The organism is Mycolicibacterium setense (genome assembly GCF_000805385.1).
GTDB lineage: Bacteria > Actinomycetota > Actinomycetes > Mycobacteriales > Mycobacteriaceae > Mycobacterium > Mycobacterium setense.
The window spans coordinates 313,285-330,978 of record NZ_JTJW01000010.1; the positions used below are offsets into that span (position 1 = coordinate 313,285).

A 17,694-nucleotide genomic window follows, 5' to 3' on the forward strand; every position below is an offset into this window, starting at 1 on the left:
TGAAGGTCAGACCGAAAGAACCGCGTCCAGCGCGGAGTAGAACAGTCCGAGCCCGTCATCGGACGGACCGGTCAATGCCTCGGTGGCATGTTCGGGGTGCGGCATCAGGCCGACGACGCGGCGGTTGGCCGAGCACACGCCCGCGATGCCGCGCATCGAGCCGTTGAGGTTCTCGCGATAGCGGAACACCACGCGGTCCTCGCCCTCGAGTTCGTCGAGCACGGCTTCGGAGGCGACATAGCGGCCCTCCCCCGATTTCAACGGGATCAAAAGGTCCGCGCCGGCGTCGTACCGGGTCGTCCACGCCGTGGTGCTCGACGCCACTTCCAGCCACACATCACGGCAGATGAAATGCAGGCCGGCGTTCCGTGTCAAGGCGCCGGGCAGCAAGCCGGCCTCGCACAGCACCTGAAAGCCGTTGCAGATACCCAGCACCGGCATGCCGCGACCGGCAGATTCGACGACCGAGCCCATGACGGGTGCGAACTTCGCGATCGCACCGCAGCGCAGGTAGTCGCCGTAGGAGAAACCGCCAGGGACGACGACTGCGTCCACGCCCTTGAGGTCGGCATCGGCGTGCCACAGGCTGACCGCCTCGGCCCCGGCCAGCCGGACCGCACGGGCCGCGTCGACGTCGTCGAGCGTCCCTGGGAAGGTGATCACCCCGACACGGGTGGTCACACGCCCTCCCGGCTCACCGAGAAGTCCTCGATAACAGTGTTGGCCAGCAGAGATTCCGCGATCTCGGCCAGGGTTTCGTCGGCTACGGAGTCGTCGACTTCGAGCTCGAAACGCTTGCCCTGACGGACGTCCGAGATGCCACCATGTCCGAGCCGACCAAGTGCCCCGACGATCGCCTGACCCTGCGGGTCGAGGATCTCCGCCTTGGGCATGACGTGCACAACCACCTTTGCCACGGCGCACACTCTACCGGCACGACCCTATGTAGGCCGTGCACAGTGGGTCGGTCAGCGCATCGAGCACCCGGCGATCCGCCGGCGCCGACCACGCGACCCGTGGCGGTGTGCTCGACCACATGGCCAGCTCGACCACGGTGCTGTTGCGCGGATCGGCGATCAGGTACTGGTGCAGGACCCGGGTATTGCCGAAGTTGATGGCCGCCGCGAGCCTCCCGGGCCGATCGGTGGTGATCGACGTCCCGGCCCCCGGGCAGCTGCGCAACGCGCCGGCCGCCCCCTGAACCACCGCCAGGGCTGTCTGACCGCCCTGCCACGTCTCCCCGCGCCAGTGGATGACCTGGACGCGCAGTTGCCAGTCCCCGTCGGGCTGCCCGACCTCCGATCGCGCCGCCACGGCGTACTCGCGCGGATCCCCCGGTATCGGCGGCGACGCGCATTCCTCTTCGAAGCGGAAGCGTGGAGCGGTCGCGGTCACCGCCAAACCGGCCAGCCCGGGCCAGTGGTACTGCCGGTCCAACGGAAGGTTCGACGTGGCGATCCACGCCGAATCCGGGATGCGGTCACACAGGGGCGGACAGTCGGCGCCGGGGTCCGGCCAGGCTGAAGGGGGCGCTGCGGCCAGCCCGCAGAGCACGAATGACATCGCCACGATCACCCGCCATATCCCCACCGAGCGCCACAATATAGGTATGCAACTCACGCATTTCGGACATTCGTGCCTACTGGCCAGCATTTCGGAAACCACCGTGCTGTTCGACCCGGGAAACTTCTCGCACGGTTTCGAAGGCATCACCGGCTTGTCGGCCATCCTGATCACCCACCAGCACCCTGACCACGTCGATACCGCCCGACTGCCCGCGCTGATCGCCGCCAACCCCCAGGCCGCGCTGTATGCCGATCCGCAGACCGCGGCCCAGTTGGGTGAGCCCTGGCGGGCCGTGCATCCCGGTGACGAGTTCCGGATCGGCGCACTCAACGTACGAGGGGCCGGCGGCAAGCACGCGGTGATCCACCCGGAAATCCCTGTGATCGACAATATTTCGTACCTGCTGGGCGACGACGAACATCCGGCACGGCTCATGCACCCGGGTGACGCCCTGTTCGTCCCCGGCGAACCGGTCGACGTGCTGGCCACGCCGGCAGCCGCACCGTGGATGAAAATCTCTGAGGCCGTGGACTTCCTGCGCGCGGTGGCTCCGACGCGGGCCGTGCCCATCCATCAGGGCATCGTCGAGCCGAATGCGCGGGGGATCTATTACGGGCGGCTGGCCGAGATGACGAACACCGATTTCCAGGTGCTGTCCGAGGAGAACGGCACCGAATTTTGATGCACGGCTCGGCCGTGGGCTTCTGACCGCGAGCAGTTCTCAGGCGATATCCGCGGCCGCACCCCGTCCGGCCGCGCGCCCGGAGAAGATGCAGCCGCCGAGGAAGGTCCCCTCCAGCGACCGGTAACCGTGCACCCCTCCTCCGCCGAACCCGGCCGCCTCGCCTGCGGCGTAGAGGCCGGGGAATACGGCACCGTCGGATTTGAGTACCCGTGAGTCCAAGTCGGTTTCCAACCCGCCCAAGGACTTTCGGGTCAGGATGTGCAGTTTGACGGCGATCAGGGGACCCGCCTTCGGGTCGGTCAGCCGGTGCGGGGCGACGACGCGGGTGAACCGGTCACCGAGGTAGCCGCGGGCCGCCCGAATCGCGGTGACCTGCCCGTCCTTGGTGAACTTGTTGACCACCTCGCGGTCTCGCGCGGTCACCTCGGCCGCCACCGTGGCGTAGTCGATTTCGGCCACATCCGGCACATCGTTCATCGCGGCCACCAGTTCGCGCAGCGAGCGTGCGCTGACGAAGTCGACGCCGCGGTCGACGAATGCCTGTACGGGCGCCGGCGCACCGGGGCGTACTCGCGCCAGCACATCACGCACACTGCGCGACGTGAGGTCGGGGTTCTGCTCCTGGCCGGACAGCGCGAACTCCTTGGCAATGATCCGCGCGTTGAGGATGAACCAGGTGTAATCCTGCCCGGTGCGGCAGATGTGTTCGAGCGTCCCGAGGGTGTCGAACCCGGGGTACAGCGGCCCGGGCAGCCGTTTCCCGTTGGCATCCAACCACAATGAGGATGGGCCCGGCAGAATGCGGATCCCGTGGTCGGGCCAGATCGGATCGTAGTTGGTGATGCCTTCGGTGTAGTGCCACATCCGGTCGCTGTTGATGACGTGAGCACCGGCGGTCTCGGAGATGCCGATCATGCGGCCGTCGACGTGGGCAGGCACGCCGCTGAGCAATTGCTCGGGCACCCGTCCCATGCGCGCCGGCCAATTCTTGCGGACGAGATCGTGATTGCCGCCGATGCCGCCGCTGGCCACGATCACCGCGGATGCGCGGAACTCGAACTCTCCGACGACGTTCCGTGACGACGGCGCGCCGCGAGGCGCATCGGACGGCTCAAGTACCGCACCCCGTACCCCGACGACGGCGCCCTCGGAGACGATGAGTTCATCGACCCGGTGTCGATGCGCGAACCGCACTCGGGGCTCATCCGACAACCGGCGGGCGAAGACGTCGACGATGGCCGGGCCGGTCCCCCAGGTGATGTGAAAGCGCGGCACCGAATTGCCGTGGCCCAGTGCGCCGTAACCGCCCCGCTCGGCCCATCCGACCAACGGGAAGGTCTGCAATCCCCGGGCGCGCAGCCAGCTGCGCTTCTCGCCTGCGGCGAAGTCGACGTAGGCATGAGCCCACTCGCGGGGCCAGTGGTCTTCGGGCCGGTCGAAGCCTGCGGTGCCCAACCAGTCCTGCAGGGCCAGTTCCTGACTGTCACGTATACCGAGCCTGCGCTGTTCGGGACTGTCGACGAAGAACAGGCCGCCGAAGGACCAGAAGGCCTGCCCTCCGAGGTTGGCGGCATTCTCCTGATCCAGGACGAGCACACGGAGCCCCTGGCCATGGTTTCCGGTTCGGTCGGCGTGCTCCACCAGTTCGCACGCGGCGACCAGTCCGGCCAGACCCGCCCCCACGACAATGACATCGGCGTCTGCCATGAGACGCAAGACTAGCCCTAGTCAGGCGGCGTCGGTCAGTACCGCAAGGCCTTGCCATCGATAGACCGTGGGCACGCAGCGGTGCAGCAAAGCCAGGTCTATCGCGTCCAGCATCGCCTGGCGCGGGCCGGGCCTGCGCAGATGCCGTGCGGCGACCGCGACGCGCACCGTCCCCTCGCGACGCGCCGTCCGTTCGGCCGCGAGCACCACGGTGCGGCACCACCATGGCTCCGACAGGAATCCTTCTCCGATGCCCACCACCCGGGCGCGGGTCGTGGTCTGACGGACCAGGTCGGTGATGCCGTTGAGGTCAGCGAGCAAACGAAAGCCGTTGCGCGGCAATGCGGTCACCGTGCCCTGCGATACCGTCCAGCCGGGAGCGGCGAACAACCTGGTGCGCAACCCGAGGTGTTCGAGGACCCGGTCGGCGCCCATCAGCCTCAGGTTGGCCTCATGGGCGGGCAACGAGGCGAACTCGCCGCGCCGCTTCTTGGTGGCCGCCTCGTCGTAGCCGTGCAGGACAACGGCGTCGCCGCCGGTGCGGCGTTGCGCCACCCAGTCCACGGTGTGGGCGTCCCGGTCCAACCGGTAGCCGCCCTTGAGCCGCGGTGCCACCATCAACGACGCGGGAACGCCACGGGCATCGAGCTCGGCGCAGAACGCCACGACATCGGCCAGCGTGCGGTCGCTGATCTGCGATATCGAGACGATGAGTTGTCCGGTCACGCTGCCAGTGTGGCAACGTCACATGTCGGGACGGTGTCGAACACTCTGACGCAGAATGTCCATTCGGCCAGAGCCGTCGGTCAGGCGGGCAGGACGGCCTCGATGGCCGCGATGACCTCGGGTGCATCCGGCTCGGTGCGGGGCCGGAACCGGTTGGCCACCGTGCCGCCCGGGGCGAGCAGGAACTTCTCGAAGTTCCACTGGATGTCCCCGGCCTCGCCGGCCGCGTCGGCGGCCTGGGTGAGCTCGGCGTAGAGCGGGTGGCGGTCGACGCCGTTGACGTCGGTTTTGGCGAGCAACGGGAACGTCACGCCATAGTTGGTCGAGCAGAAGGTCTGGATCTCCTCCGCGCTGCCCGGCTCCTGGCCCATGAACTGGTTGCAGGGCACGCCGACGACGGTCAGCCCGCGCGGGCCGTATTCCTGGGCGAGCTTCTCCAGCGCGGTGTACTGCGGCGTCAGCCCGCATTTGGAGGCTACGTTGACCACCAGGACTGCGCCGGTGGCCAATTCGGCCAAAGTTGTCGGCTTGCCATCGAGAGTGGTCAGCGGGATGTCGTTGAGGCTCATCGCCCCGACGCTACCGGACCTACTTGTCGAACAGGATCTCGGCCAAACTCTCCACCTTGGCGATCGGATCGCCCGCGGTGTCGATCGCATCGTTGAGCCACAGCATCGAAAAACCGTGCACCAGAGACCAAGCGGCAAGCGCGGCACTCGCCGGATCAGCGGCCGCCTTGGGGTCGGTCAGTGTGCCGACGCCGCGGTTCAGTTCGGCGCCGGCGGCCGAGGCTGCGGCGACCAGTTCAGCGTCGGTGTCGTCGTAGAGCGACTTGTCGAACATCACCTCGTAGTGGCCGGGGTGGTCGAGGGCAAAGCGCACGTAGGCCTTCGCGGCGTCGATGAATTGCGGGCGGGCCCCGGTCAGTGCGGCGGCCAGGAGCCGGAATCCTTCGGTGGCCAGTGCGGTGAACAGCCCGCGCCGGTCGGTGAAATGGTGGGCGGGCGCCGCGTGTGACACGCCTGCGGCCCGCGCGAGCTCGCGCAGCGAGATGCCGTCGGCGCCGCGCTCGGCCACCAGCGTGGCGGCCTGAGCGAGAATCACGGCCTTCAGGTCGCCATGGTGATAGCCCATGCGCGTCATCTTATCCCCACATCTTGACAGCGCCTAGATCATGCGGATGTCGATGACCACGCGATCAAGCGTTCGGACCGCCGAAGAGGCTGTCTACCTGGCCGCTGCCGTAATTGTCGCGGTCGGCGGCGGCTAGCAACCAGGCGTACTGGAACGCGGCTTCCTTCCACCGCTCGTATCGTCCCGACAGGCCGCCGTGGCCGGCCACCATCTCGGTCTTCAGCAGGACGGGATGCCCGTCCGTCTTCGTATGCCGCAGAGCGGCAACCCATTTGGCCGGTTCGACGTAATACACCCGAGTGTCGTTGAGCGAGGTCATCGCCAGGATCGCGGGATAGTCCTGCGCCGCCACATTCTCATACGGCGTGTAGGACTTCATGTAGCGGTAAACCTCGGGGTCCTCCAACGGATTTCCCCATTCGTCCCACTCGGTCACGGTCAGCGGCAACGACGGATCCAGAATGGTCGTCAAAGCATCGACGAACGGGACCTGAGCCAGGATCCCCGCGAACAACTCCGGCGCCATGTTGGCCACCGCACCCATCAGCAACCCGCCGGCACTGCCCCCGAGCGCCACCAGATTCTGCGGGCGGGTAACCCCGCTCTCGACGAGATGCCTTGCTGCCGCGATGAAATCGGTGAAGGTGTTGGTCTTCTCCAGCAGCTTGCCGTGCTCGTACCACGGCCGCCCCAGCTCGCCGCCGCCGCGCACGTGCGCGATCACGAACACCATGCCCCGGTCCAGTAATGACAACCGCGCGATGGAGAACCGTGGATCCTCACACGATTCGTAGGCACCGTAGCCGTAGATCAGCGCAGGCGCCGGAAACTGCAACCCGGCCCGATGGATGATCGACACCGGGATTCGCGCCCCGTCAGGTGCGGTGGCCCAATCGCGGCGCTCCACATAGTCTTCCGGCCGGTAGCCACCCAGCACCGGCTGCTCGCGCAGCAGGGTGCGCTCGCCCGTCGCCAGGTCCAGGTCGTAGATCCGCGCAGGAGTGATGAACGACGTGGCGCCGATCCGCAGCTTCGGTGTGGACCAGTTCGGATTCCCGCCCATTCCCGCGGCGGTCAACTCGGAGTCGAAGGTCAGCTCTTCGCGACTGCCGTAGCCCTCGTCGGTGAGCCGCCACAGCGCCATCTTCGGCAATGCCTCACTGCGGTAGCTGATCACCAGGAAGCCGTCGAATGCGTCGACGCCGTCCAATCGCACATCCGCACGATGCTCGATCAGCGTCCGGAAGTCGCTGGGGTCGCTGACCGGAGCGTCCACCAGCATGAAGTTCTCGGCACCGTCGTTGTGCAGGATCAGGAACCGGTCCTCGCCCCCGACCACGGCGTGCTCGACCGAATACTCCACCAGGTCGCGGCGCTCCCATACGGTGGTGAGCTCGGCGGTCGGATCGTTCGCGTCGACATATCGGACCTCGGTGGTGACCGCGCTGCCCGAGGCGACGAACAAGTATTTGTCGCTGCGGCTACGGCCGATCGCGACCCAGAACCGTTCGTCGGGTTCGTGATACACCTTCTCGGCGGCCAGACCAGAAGCCAGGCGGTGCCGCCACACCGTGTCCGGCCGCCAGGCTTCGTCGACGGTGGTGTAGTAGAACGTGCGGCTGTCGGCCGCCCAGGTGCCACCGGCGCCGATGCCGACGATCGTGTCGTCGTACAGCTCACCGGTGCGTAGATCCTTGAACCTCAAGGTGTAGCGTTCGTCGCCCTTGACGTCGACCGAGAAGGCCAGAATGTTGCCGTCCAGGCTGACCGTGGCCGCGCCGAGCGAGAAGTATTCGTGGCCGTCGGCCTCTACGTTCTCGTCGAGGAGAATCTGCTCGCCGGGAATCTCACCCTCGCCGAGTTCGGGCGGCGTCCAGTCGTCCGGATCGCCGATCGGGCACCGGCAGTGCACCGCGTACTGCTTGCCCTCGAAGGAGCGCGCGTAGTACCACCATCCGGCCCGGCGCATCGGCACCGACAGGTCGGTTTCCTTGGTACGGGCCTTGATCTCGTCGAAGATCTTCTGCCGCAACGGCTCCAGATGAGCGGTCGCATCGTCGGTGTACGCGTTCTCGGCCTCCAGGTGCGCGATCACCTCCGGATCGTCCTTGTCGCGCAACCACTCATAGGGGTCGATGAACACGTCGCCGTGATGCTCGCGGCGGTGGTTGCCCCGCTTGGCCACGGGCGGCTTCACGGACCCGGTCATGCGCCGATCCAATCTTCGAATCGCAGACCCGAAATCCGTTCGTATGCCTCGATGTAACGGTCACGGGTGGCAGTCACGATGGCCTCGGGAAGCGGTGGCGGCGCAGTGTCACCGTGCCGGTCCCAGCCGGAGTCCGGACCGGTCAGCCAGTTGCGGACGAACTGCTTGTCGAAACTGTCCTGTACCACGCCCGGTTGGTACGTTTCGGCGCGCCAGTACCGGGACGAATCCGGGGTGAAGACCTCATCGGCCAGCACCACGTTGCCGTCCGGATCGACTCCGAACTCAAATTTGGTGTCGGCGATGATGATGCCCTTGGTCAGCGCGTGGTCCGCACCTTGCAGGTAGGTCTGCAGCGTGCGTTCCTTCAATTGATCGGCCAGCTCCGCACCCACGAGGTCGATGACGGCGGCGAATGCGATGTTCTCGTCGTGTTCGCCGATGTCGGCCTTGGTGGCGGGGGTGAACAGCGGCTCGTCGAACTTGCTGGCCTCACCGAGCCCGGCAGGCAGCGGGATACCGCACACCGAACCCGACGCCTGGTAGTCGAGCAGCCCGGAGCCGGTCAGGTAGCCACGGGCCACGCACTCAACGGGCAGCATCTTGAGTCGGCGTACCACCAGGGCACGCCCCAGCACCTCTGCGGGGATGCGCTCGTCGTCTGGCGGACCGGCCAGGTGATTCGGCGCGCTGATCAGATCGAAGAAGAACACGCTCATGGCCGTCAGGATCCGGCCCTTGTCCGGGATCTGTGAGTCCAGGACATGGTCATAGGCCGAGATACGGTCGGTTGCCACGAAGAGCAGATGGTCGTCGTCGATGCGGTACAACTCGCGGACCTTGCCGCTGGCCAGGTGCTGGTAGTCGGACAGAGCGGGGCGCATTGGGCCACCCTATGTGTTGGGATCGGTTTCATGAGATCGCGGTACCTGCCCTATGCCAGCAGACCGGGCCGCTTGTTGGCGCAGTTGTTCAGCGACGTGGCCGTCATCACCTGGACCGCGGTCTGGGTATTGGTCGGGGTGGCCGTGCATTCGGCCGTGTCGACCATTGCCGAGGTCGGCAGGCAGGTCCAGAGCGGCGCCGACGGGGTCGCCGACAACCTCGCTTCCGCTGGTGACAGCACCGATCACGTTCCGCTGATCGGCGACACGCTGAGCACGCCGTTGCGCGCCGCGAGCGAGGCGGCCCTGGACATCGCGGGTGCGGGCGCCAACCTGGACAGCACGGCCAGCTGGCTGGCCTGGGTGCTGGCCCTGGCCGTGGCCGCGGCACCGATCTTGTTCGTGGCGATGCCGTGGCTCTATCTGCGCGTTAGGTTTTTCCGGCGCAAGTGGACGGCCATCACCCTGGCCTCGACGGCGGCCGGGGAACAACTGCTGGCGCTGAGGGCGCTGGCCAACCGGCCGCTGGCCAAGCTGACCGCGGTGTCCGACGACCCGGTCGGTGCGTGGCGCAGTCAGGATCAGCAGGCCATTCGCGGCCTGGCCGCCCTCGAACTGCGCTCCGCCGGCATGCGCCTCCGCCGCATCGAGTGACAACCCGTGATTTGTGTGCGTTTAGCGGCGCCCACCGCCGGTGAACGCACACAAATCACAGGGGTGGGAACCGTTTGGCGGCGCAACCACGTCCAAACTTCGTGCTCGACGACTATCTGCGTGACCACGACGGCGTGATAACCCTGGCTCAGGCCAAGCAGGCCGGCCTGAGCCAAGACGCGGTCAATCGCAGAGTCCGCTCCGGGAAATGGCTGCGCTGCTCGCCTGGGGTGTACTTCGCCGATGATCGTCAGTTCACCGATTCAGCCCGGATCAGGGCCGCGGTGTGGTCACTCGGTCCCCACGCGACGGCCACTGGGCTGGCAGCAGCTTGGTGGCACAGCGTGACGAAGTACCCGCCCGAGTTGGTCGAGGTCACGGTCCCCAGGGACAGCCACCATCCTCGCCGGTACGGCACCAAACTGCGCCGGCGTGATCTCGACCCCACAGACATCGTCGAACGCAGGGGTCTGCGGGTGACGGCGCTGCCGCTGACGGTCGTGGAGGCCGCGGCCCGGCGGGGCGGCGGCGCAAAGCTGATGGACAGCGCGTTGCAACGCCACACTGAACTGGGCGACCTGTGGCGCGCGCACCTGCGCAACAAGGGCAGGCACGGCTCGCCTGCCGCCCGCAGGTTGCTGATCGCCGCGGCGGACGGAGCACGCTCCGAAGCGGAACGAATGCTGATCAAGCTGCTCAGGGAAGCCCGGATCACCGGATGGAAGGCCAACTACCGCCTGGGCCGATACGTGATCGACGTTGCCTTCCGCGCCTACAAGCTCGCGATCGAGACCGACGGCTGGGCGTTCCACAGCGATCAGGAGGATTTCCAGAAAGATCGGGTCAAGCAGAACGAGATCGCGCTGATGGGCTGGCAGGTGCTGCGGTTCACCTGGCTGGACTTGACCGAATACCCGCAGCGGGTTGTCAGCGAGATTCGCTGCGCTATCCAGTACCGCTGAGCCGCCGCAGCCAGCTTCCGAACGGGTGGCGCACGGTGACCGAGCCCATCCGCACCCGGCCGCGCACGATGAGATGGAGGTGGTCCGACGGCGGGCTGGTGCGCACCTTGACCGTGGCACTGCCTGCGACGGCGTTGACGCCGTTGAGGTCGGCGGTGGCCGCGGTGGGCACGATGATCTCGGTCGAACTGCAGTAATCGTCGACGAGGATCTCGACGACCCGGCTGGGCAGGACCGCCGAGGTGAAGTCGAGGGTCGTGCTGCACAGCCGGGTGTTCAGGCGCAGCGTCGGCGCCACGGTCCACTGGCCGCGACGCACGATCGACGACATCCACCCCCGCAGTTCCTCGGGCGCGACCGCCGGCCGCTGCGTTGCCGGTGCTGCCAGTGGCAGATCGGCGACCACGGCGTTCAGCTCGCCGCGCGTGCGCGCCGCCAAGGCGGCGTCGTAACGTTCGGTGAACTCGTCGAGCGTGATCATGCCCTCGGCTACCGCGCGTTCGAGCAGATGTCCCACCCTGGCGCGCTCGGCATCTGAGACTCTGAGATGGTCATCCTGGCCTGAGTCCATGTCCGCCAGGTTAGGCGAATTCCACGACCAGGTGCCGGATCCCGGTGTGGCGGTTGCTGCGGGTCCACTCGACGGCCTTGGCCAACTGGGCAGACGAGAACCGTGACAGCAATTCCTCGAACAACACGCGAAGCTCGAGCCGGGCCAGGTTGGCACCAAGGCAGTAGTGGATTCCGTAGCCGAAACCCAAGTGGGGGTTCGGTTTACGGGTGATGTCGAAAGCGTCCGGCCGGTCGAACACCAACCCGTCGCGGTTCGCAGACCCTTCCCATACCTGGACCTTCTGCCCGGCCTCGATGTCGCAGCCACCCAACGAGACGGCTCGGGTCGCGGTGCGGCGTTTGGACGGTGACGGCGAGGTCCAGCGCACCATCTCCTCGACGGCCGTGGGCAGTTGGCCGAGATCCTCACGCAACAACGCCATTTGGTCGGGATGCTCGATCAGTGCCAGCAGCCCGCCTGCCACCGAATTGCGGGTGGTCTCGGCGCCTGCGCTGAACAGCAGGCTGAAGAACAGGTAGAGCTCGAGATCGCTCAACTCGGCATCCGACGCGTTGGCCACCACCGACAGCATGTCGTCGGTCGGCTCGGCACGTTTGGCGGCGATGAGTTCCTGGCCGTAGGTGTACATCCGCGAGCCGGCCTCTTCGGGCGACAACTGTGCCATCGCCGCCGAACGGGAGCCGCCGAAATCGAACTGCGGCTCGATCGCCTGGAACAGCCAATGCCGTTCGGATTCAGGCACTCCCAGCAGAATGCAGATCATCTGCATCGGCAGCTCGGCCGCCACGTCGACCAGGAAGTCGAACGGCACACCCGGCTCGATCCCGTCGAGCAACCGGCGCGTGCGGACCCGCAGGTCGTCTTCGACCCGCCGGATCATCCGCGGGGTCAGCCCGGAGCTGACCAGCCGCCGGATCTCGGAATGCCGCGGATCGTCCATCATGTTGAGCACCTGCCCGGCGATCGAAAGATCCTGCAGCAGCGTGCCCCCGAACGGCCGGGTGCCGCCGGTCACCGACGAGTAGGTTTCCGCATCACGCAGCACCGCAAGGGTTTCGGCGTGGGTGGCCACCGACCAGAAGCCCTCACCGTCGGGAGTGTGTTCCGTCGGCGAGTGCCAGTACACCGGTGCTTCGATCCGGTGCACCGCGAACAACTCGTGCGGGAATCCGGCAGCGAAATTGTCCAGATCGGTGAGGTCGGCCGTCAAACTCACAAGATGGCGCCGGAGGTGTACTTTGCGGCTTCGGGGTAGCGGCTGACCAGCTCGTCGACGGCGGAGACGACTCCGTCGACCTGGGCTCCGGCGGCTCCCGTGAAGGCCTGCTTGTCGGCCAGTGCGGCTGCCAGAGCTGCCCGGTCCAGCGGCAGCCGCGGGTCGGCGGCCAACCGGTCCAGCAGATCCGGCTCCAGTCCGCGCTCACGCATGTCCAGCGCGACGGCGACGGCGTGTTCCTTGATCACCTCGTGGGCGGTTTCGCGGCCCACCCCGGCGCGCACCGCGGCGATCAGGATCCGGGTGGTGGCCAGGAACGGCAGGTAGCGGTCCAGCTCGCGCTGGATCACCGCCGGGTAGGCGCCGAACTCGTCGAGCACGGTCAGGATGGTCTCGGTCTGCCCGTCGATGGCGAAGAACCCGTCCGGCAGCGCAACGCGGCGCACCACCGAGCAGAAAACGTCGCCCTCGTTCCACTGCGCGCCGGCCAGTTCGGCGGCCATCGAGGCATAGCCGCGCAGTACCACCTGCAGGCCGTTGACCCGCTCGCACGACCGGGTGTTCATCTTGTGCGGCATGGCCGAGGAGCCCACCTGACCTGGCGCGAAGCCCTCGGTGACCAACTCATGGCCGGCCATCAGCCGGATGGTGTGCGCCAGCGAGGACGGGCCGGCGCCGACCTGCACCAGCGCCGAGAGCACGTCGTGGTCCAGTGAGCGCGGATACACCTGCCCAACGCTGGTGAAAACGTCTGTGAATCCCAGGAATTGGGCGACACGCCGTTCCAGTTCGGCCAGCTTGTCGGTGTCCCCGTCGAACAGATCCAGCATGTCCTGGGCGGTGCCCATCGGCCCCTTGATACCGCGCAGCGGGTAGCGGTCGATCAGCTCACGCAGCCGGGTCAGGGCCACCAAACACTCTTCGGCAGCCGAGGCGAACCGCTTGCCCAGAGTGGTGGCCTGGGCGGCCACATTGTGCGACCGGCCCGCCATCACCACGTCGCGGTAGACCACGGAGCGTTCGGCCAGCCGGGCCACCACCGCCACGCCGTGGGCGAACACCAGCTCGAGGGATTGGCGGATCTGCAACTGCTCGACGTTCTCGGTGAGGTCGCGGCTCGTCATGCCCTTGTGGATGTGCTCATGGCCGGCCAGCGCGTTGAACTCTTCGATGCGGGCCTTGACGTCGTGGCGGGTGACGCGCTCACGCGCCGCGATGGAGGCGAGGTCAACGTTCTCCAGCACCCGCTCGTAGTCGTCGATCACGCCGTCGGGCACCGGGACACCCAGCTCGGACTGCGCGCGGAGCACGGCCAGCCAGAGTCGGCGCTCGGCGACGATCTTGGCCTCGGGCGACCAGATCGCGACCATTTCGTCGCTGGCGTAGCGGTTGGCCAGAACATTCGGGATCGTCACGAACACACAGCTTACGACCCGGGCCGGGGTACCAATGAGACAGTGGACGGATGTACTTCGTCGGACTCGACCTCGCGTGGGGCGAGAAGAACCAGACGGGCGTGGCCGCCATCGACTCCGGTGGGCGGGTCCTCCACGTCGGTGTGGCGCAGGACGACGACGATATCGCGGCGGCCGTCGAGCCCTACGTCAGTGGTGACTGCCTGGTGGCCATCGATGCGCCGCTGATCGTGAAGAACCCGACCGGCCACCGGCAGTGCGAACGGGATCTCAACCGGGACTTCCAGCGGTTCGACGCCGGCGCGCGCCCGGCCTTCACCGAACGCCCCGAGTTCAAGCATCCCCGCGGCGCCCGCATCGCCTCGGCGCTCGGATTGGACATGGATCCGTCATCGACGTCGAACCGCCGCGCGATCGAGGTCTATCCGCATCCGGCGAGCGTCGTGCTGTTCGGCCTCGACAAGACCCTGAAGTACAAGCGCGGCTCGTTCGGCGATCGCCAGCACGAGCTGCTGCGGTTGATGACGTTCATCGAAGAGCTCGACGGGGCGACGCCGCGGCTGCGCGCAAACCGCAGCGTCAGTTGGGTCGAGTTGCGTCGGCGCATCGAGGCCGCCACGCGGCCGGGCCAGCTCGACCGTGACGAGGACCCCGTCGACGCCATGCTCTGCGCCTACATCGCGCTGTACTGGTATCACCGGCCCGAGGACGTGACGATCTACGGCGATTTCGCCTCCGGTTACATCGTCACCCCGTCACTGCCCGCCGACCGGCTGCCCCGCTCACGACCAACACCGGCACGCGAAGATCCGCCGTCGAGCGCGGTGGCCGAATACGCTGCCCGGCGTCCGGATCTGGTGGCTGCCACAGAGAAGTACCTCAAGCTGGTCACCGGACTGCTCGACGAGGCGGGCATCAACTACCTGAGCATCACCGCACGGACCAAGAGTGTCGATTCGTTCGCCGCGAAAGCCAACCGCCGTGCGGCCGACGGCACTCCGCTGTACAGCGATCCGCTGGTGGAGGTCACCGACCAGGTGGGCCTGCGCGTCATCACCTATCTGCGTGAGGATGTCGACGCCGTGGCCAACCTGCTGGCCGAGGAGATGCGGCTGCTCGACGATCAGGACATGGGTTTGCAGACGGCCCGCCAGGGCCGGTGGGGTTATGCGAGCCGGCACCTGCTGATCGGTGTGGAAGGCGAACAGTATCCGGCGTCCATCCAGGTCCGCACCGTCCTGCAGCACGCGTGGGCCGAGTTCGAGCACGATGTGCGGTACAAAGGCTCGATCCCGGCCGAGCATGTCAGCGAACTGGACCGCCGGTTCACGTTGGCCGCCGGGCTTCTGGAGCTGGCCGACCGCGAGTTCACCGAGATCCGGGAACGGCTGCGCCAGACCATGTCCGACGAGGACGAGGGCGCGGAATTCGCAGAGTCGTCTGCGGACGCGCGCATCGCCACCCCGGTGCTGGCCACCTTTCTGGGCAACCGCTTCGCCGACGCCGGCTGGTCGCGCACCGACCACTACAGCTGGATCTCGGGGCTGCTGCTCGAGCTCGGCATCACGTCACTGGATGCGCTGACCGGTGTGCTGGATTCGGTGGACACCGATGAGATCAACCGCCTGATGGACTACCGGTACCCGCCAGGGGCAGTGCGTCGCCTCGACGATGCCCTGCTGGCCGTATTCGGAGACCGCTACCTCGGGCTCGACGGCAATGCCCATCGGATCGCGTTGCTGCAGAACCGGATCGAGAAGTTGCGCGCCGACTCCTAGGGCGCGTCACCGAGGTGGGTCGGGTCGGTGATACCCGGCCCACGAATACCCAGTTGACGGTTGATCAGCATGGTGACGCCGAACAGAACGACGCCGATGACGACGAGGGCGAGCGCCAGGATGTACTGCTCCGGCGGTCGTCCCGAGGTGGGCAGCACCAGGTACATCGAGGCGATGAAGCCGATGACGGGCAGCACGGTCGGAGTCTTGAAGTGCCCGCCCTCTTCTCGGACATCACGTCGCAGCACCAGGACCGCGATGTTGACCACCGAGAAGACCGCGAGCAACAACAGCGACGTGGTGCCGCCGAGGATCGCGACGGTGTCTCCGCTCGCGAAGGCCGACACATAGAAGATCAGGCTGAACGCGATGAGCGTGGTGAACAGGATTGCCACCCAGGGGGTGTGCCGCCTCGGGTGCACCGCGCCCAGCACCGGCGGCAGCACGTGCTGACGGGCCATGCCGTAGATCAGTCGACTGGCCATCAGCATGTTGATCAGCGCGGTGTTCGAAACCGCGAACATCGAGATGATCGGCAGGATGTTCGAGAACGGCAGCCCGGGTGCGGCCGCTTCCATGACCTTCACCAGGGGTGACGAGTCGGCCTCGGCAAGTTCCCCGACCGGCACCAGCGCGACGGCGATGATGGCTACGACGACGTAGACGAGGCCGGCGATCCCCAGGCCCGTCAACAACACCTTGGGGAAGATCCGCACCGGATCCTTGGTTTCCTCAGCCATATTGACCGAATCCTCGAAGCCGACCATCGCGAAGAACGCCAGCGATGTCGCCGCGGTGACGGCGATGAAGGCGTTCTTCTCCCCGGACGTGTCGAATGCGACAACGCGGGAGAAATCGACCTCGACACCGCTGATGATGGCCCACAGTCCGACCACGACGACAATCACAAGGCCGGTGATCTCCACGAACGTGAGAAAGACGTTGAGCTTGACGCTTTCGCTGACGCCTCGGAGATTCACCGTGGCGATCAACGCCATGAACAGCAGTGCCAGCGCGACAGTGCCCAACCGCTGCCAGCTGAAGATGTGGTCGAAATTCACCTCGATGGCGTCGAAGAAGCTGATCGCGAAGAACCGTGAAGCCGTTGAGGCCGAGGTGATTCCAGAACACATCACGATGAACGCCACCAAAAAGGTGACGAACTGGATGCCAAATGCCTTGTGCGCGTACAGCGCTGCGCCGGCTGCCTGCGGATACTTGGTGACCAGCTCGAGATAGCTGAACGCGGTGATGGTGGCGATCAGGAAGGCCGCCAGGAACGGTAGCCACGCGGCACCGCCGACTTCCTTGGCGACTTGCCCCGTCAACGCATAGACGCCCGTGCCGAGAATGTCGCCGACGACGAACAGTAGTAAGAGTCCGGGCCCCATCACCCGCTTGAGCTGTGGCTCCTCCGCGGTTGCGGGTTGCGACATTCCCCCTCCTTCAGCCGGTCAGACGCGTACCCGCCCGCTCATCGACGGGCGCCAGCACGTCGATGACGTCGATCAATGTGGCGCGGGCACTGGCTCTGGGCCCCTCCCCTTCGTCGACCAACGATGCCACGACGGCTCCGTCGACCGCACACACCAGGGCGGTGACCAATTCTGCCCGCACCGAACGACCCGAGCGTTCCACCACCTCGACCACCGCGTCGGTGCGCTGTTGGAGGATGCGGCGCTGGATGTCGCGCAGCCCCGGCTGGCGGGCGCAGGCGATGTAACGCTCGTAGCGCGAGATCAACTCCTCGGTTCCGCGCCACTCCGGTGATTCCCCGAGCAACAAGTCGACGAGGATGTCCGCAGTCGATTCGGCACCGCGGCGCCGTCGCGAAAGGGCAGCCACACCGGCGGTCAGTTGTTCGGTTTCCCGGGTTCCGATGTACTCGACGGCCTTCGCGATGAGGTCGTCCAGTGACGAGAAGTAGTACGTCGTCGAGGCCAGCGGGAGGCCGGCGCGACGGGCCACGGCACGGTGCCGGACGGCGTCGAAACCGCCTTCACAAAGTAATTCAGCAGCCGCCCTGACGAGGGCGTACCGCCGACGCTCCCCTTTAGGGGTGACCGCTGCCGTCACGGTTCACATGCTGCCAGCCAGGCCCTCTCCACATCGGGCTTTCGGTCAATCATCAGGCTCTACTCAGGTTTTGCCACCGCCTCGCCGGCATTGCGAATGCCACCGTCC

General features: G+C 66.6%; 18 protein-coding genes. 4 read left to right on the forward strand and 14 right to left on the reverse strand.

Features of this window, described 5'->3' with window-relative positions; genetic code table 11:
• Nucleotides 1–6: 6 nt before the first annotated feature.
• From purQ to QQ25_RS26845, 3 genes are read right to left on the reverse strand one after another with little or no spacing between them, the layout of a single operon-like run.
• On the reverse strand, nt 7–681 hold the full coding sequence (gene purQ / locus QQ25_RS26835; protein ID WP_039382100.1) for a phosphoribosylformylglycinamidine synthase subunit PurQ: 675 nt from the start codon (nt 679–681) through the stop codon (nt 7–9).
• Nucleotides 678–917, reverse strand: coding sequence for a phosphoribosylformylglycinamidine synthase subunit PurS (gene purS / locus QQ25_RS26840; RefSeq protein ID WP_039325373.1), 240 nt, complete (start codon nt 915–917; stop codon nt 678–680). Before purS ends, purQ begins: the two co-directional genes overlap by 4 nt.
• A gap of 10 nt (nt 918–927) precedes the next feature.
• Nucleotides 928–1,563 (reverse strand): hypothetical protein, encoded by a 636-nt coding sequence (locus QQ25_RS26845; RefSeq protein WP_039325375.1) that lies wholly within the window; start codon nt 1,561–1,563, stop codon nt 928–930.
• 46 nt (nt 1,564–1,609) lie between these two features.
• Between QQ25_RS26845 and QQ25_RS26850 the strand changes: the two genes are divergently transcribed.
• Entirely contained in the window at nt 1,610–2,248 is a 639-nt protein-coding gene (locus QQ25_RS26850; protein ID WP_039382102.1) for an MBL fold metallo-hydrolase, read from the forward strand.
• A 39-nt stretch (nt 2,249–2,287) separates the two neighbouring features.
• Here the strand turns inward: QQ25_RS26850 and QQ25_RS26855 are convergent, their stop codons facing one another.
• The 6 genes from QQ25_RS26855 to QQ25_RS26880 all read right to left on the reverse strand — a co-directional run bounded on the left by QQ25_RS26855 (nt 2,288) and on the right by QQ25_RS26880 (nt 8,911).
• Entirely contained in the window at nt 2,288–3,958 is a 1,671-nt protein-coding gene (locus QQ25_RS26855; protein WP_039325289.1) for an FAD-binding dehydrogenase, read from the reverse strand.
• 21 nt (nt 3,959–3,979) lie between these two features.
• A complete protein-coding gene (locus QQ25_RS26860) occupies nt 3,980–4,684 on the reverse strand; it encodes a DUF2334 domain-containing protein (protein ID WP_039382104.1) in 705 nt (234 codons plus the stop codon).
• Nucleotides 4,685–4,764: 80 nt separating this feature from the next.
• Nucleotides 4,765–5,253 (reverse strand): glutathione peroxidase, encoded by a 489-nt coding sequence (locus QQ25_RS26865; protein ID WP_039382106.1) that lies wholly within the window; start codon nt 5,251–5,253, stop codon nt 4,765–4,767.
• A 19-nt stretch (nt 5,254–5,272) separates the two neighbouring features.
• Nucleotides 5,273–5,818 carry a TetR/AcrR family transcriptional regulator gene (locus QQ25_RS26870; protein ID WP_039382706.1) on the reverse strand — a complete coding sequence of 182 codons (546 nt, stop codon included), beginning with the start codon at nt 5,816–5,818 and terminating at the stop codon, nt 5,273–5,275.
• Nucleotides 5,819–5,882: 64 nt separating this feature from the next.
• Nucleotides 5,883–8,027: a S9 family peptidase gene (locus QQ25_RS26875; RefSeq protein ID WP_039382108.1), complete on the reverse strand. Its 2,145-nt coding sequence runs from the start codon at nt 8,025–8,027 to the stop codon at nt 5,883–5,885.
• Nucleotides 8,024–8,911 (reverse strand): phosphoribosylaminoimidazolesuccinocarboxamide synthase, encoded by an 888-nt coding sequence (locus tag QQ25_RS26880; protein ID WP_039382109.1) that lies wholly within the window; start codon nt 8,909–8,911, stop codon nt 8,024–8,026. The genes QQ25_RS26875 and QQ25_RS26880 overlap by 4 nt, the downstream gene beginning before the upstream one ends.
• Before the next feature lie 30 nt (nt 8,912–8,941).
• On the opposite strand from QQ25_RS26880, the gene QQ25_RS26885 reads away from it, so the two are divergent.
• On the forward strand, nt 8,942–9,565 hold the full coding sequence (locus tag QQ25_RS26885; RefSeq protein WP_039325295.1) for a hypothetical protein: 624 nt from the start codon (nt 8,942–8,944) through the stop codon (nt 9,563–9,565).
• A 101-nt stretch (nt 9,566–9,666) separates the two neighbouring features.
• Entirely contained in the window at nt 9,667–10,527 is an 861-nt protein-coding gene (locus QQ25_RS26890; protein ID WP_039382111.1) for a type IV toxin-antitoxin system AbiEi family antitoxin domain-containing protein, read from the forward strand.
• Here the strand turns inward: QQ25_RS26890 and QQ25_RS26895 are convergent.
• Genes QQ25_RS26895 through purB form a run of 3 tightly spaced genes read right to left on the reverse strand, consistent with a single transcriptional unit; the run spans nt 10,511 to nt 13,732 of the window.
• Nucleotides 10,511–11,098, reverse strand: a complete 588-nt coding sequence (locus QQ25_RS26895) for a DUF1707 SHOCT-like domain-containing protein (RefSeq protein WP_039382112.1) — start codon at nt 11,096–11,098, stop codon at nt 10,511–10,513. The two genes, QQ25_RS26890 and QQ25_RS26895, sit on opposite strands and share 17 nt — an antisense overlap.
• 10 nt (nt 11,099–11,108) lie before the next feature.
• Entirely contained in the window at nt 11,109–12,311 is a 1,203-nt protein-coding gene (locus tag QQ25_RS26900; protein WP_039382709.1) for a cytochrome P450, read from the reverse strand.
• 2 nt (nt 12,312–12,313) lie between these two features.
• On the reverse strand, nt 12,314–13,732 hold the full coding sequence (gene purB, locus QQ25_RS26905) for an adenylosuccinate lyase (RefSeq protein ID WP_039325378.1): 1,419 nt from the start codon (nt 13,730–13,732) through the stop codon (nt 12,314–12,316).
• 50 nt (nt 13,733–13,782) lie between these two features.
• On the opposite strand from purB, the gene relZ reads away from it, so the two are divergent.
• Complete coding sequence (gene relZ / locus QQ25_RS26910; RefSeq protein ID WP_039325300.1) at nt 13,783–15,510, forward strand: bifunctional ribonuclease/(p)ppGpp synthase; 1,728 nt, start codon at nt 13,783–13,785, stop codon at nt 15,508–15,510.
• On the opposite strand, the gene QQ25_RS26915 is transcribed toward relZ, so the two are convergent.
• Complete coding sequence (locus QQ25_RS26915; protein ID WP_039382114.1) at nt 15,507–16,946, reverse strand: APC family permease; 1,440 nt, start codon at nt 16,944–16,946, stop codon at nt 15,507–15,509. The genes relZ and QQ25_RS26915 overlap by 4 nt on opposite strands.
• 10 nt (nt 16,947–16,956) lie before the next feature.
• Entirely contained in the window at nt 16,957–17,586 is a 630-nt protein-coding gene (locus tag QQ25_RS26920; protein ID WP_039382116.1) for a TetR/AcrR family transcriptional regulator, read from the reverse strand.
• Nucleotides 17,587–17,694 lie beyond the last annotated feature (108 nt).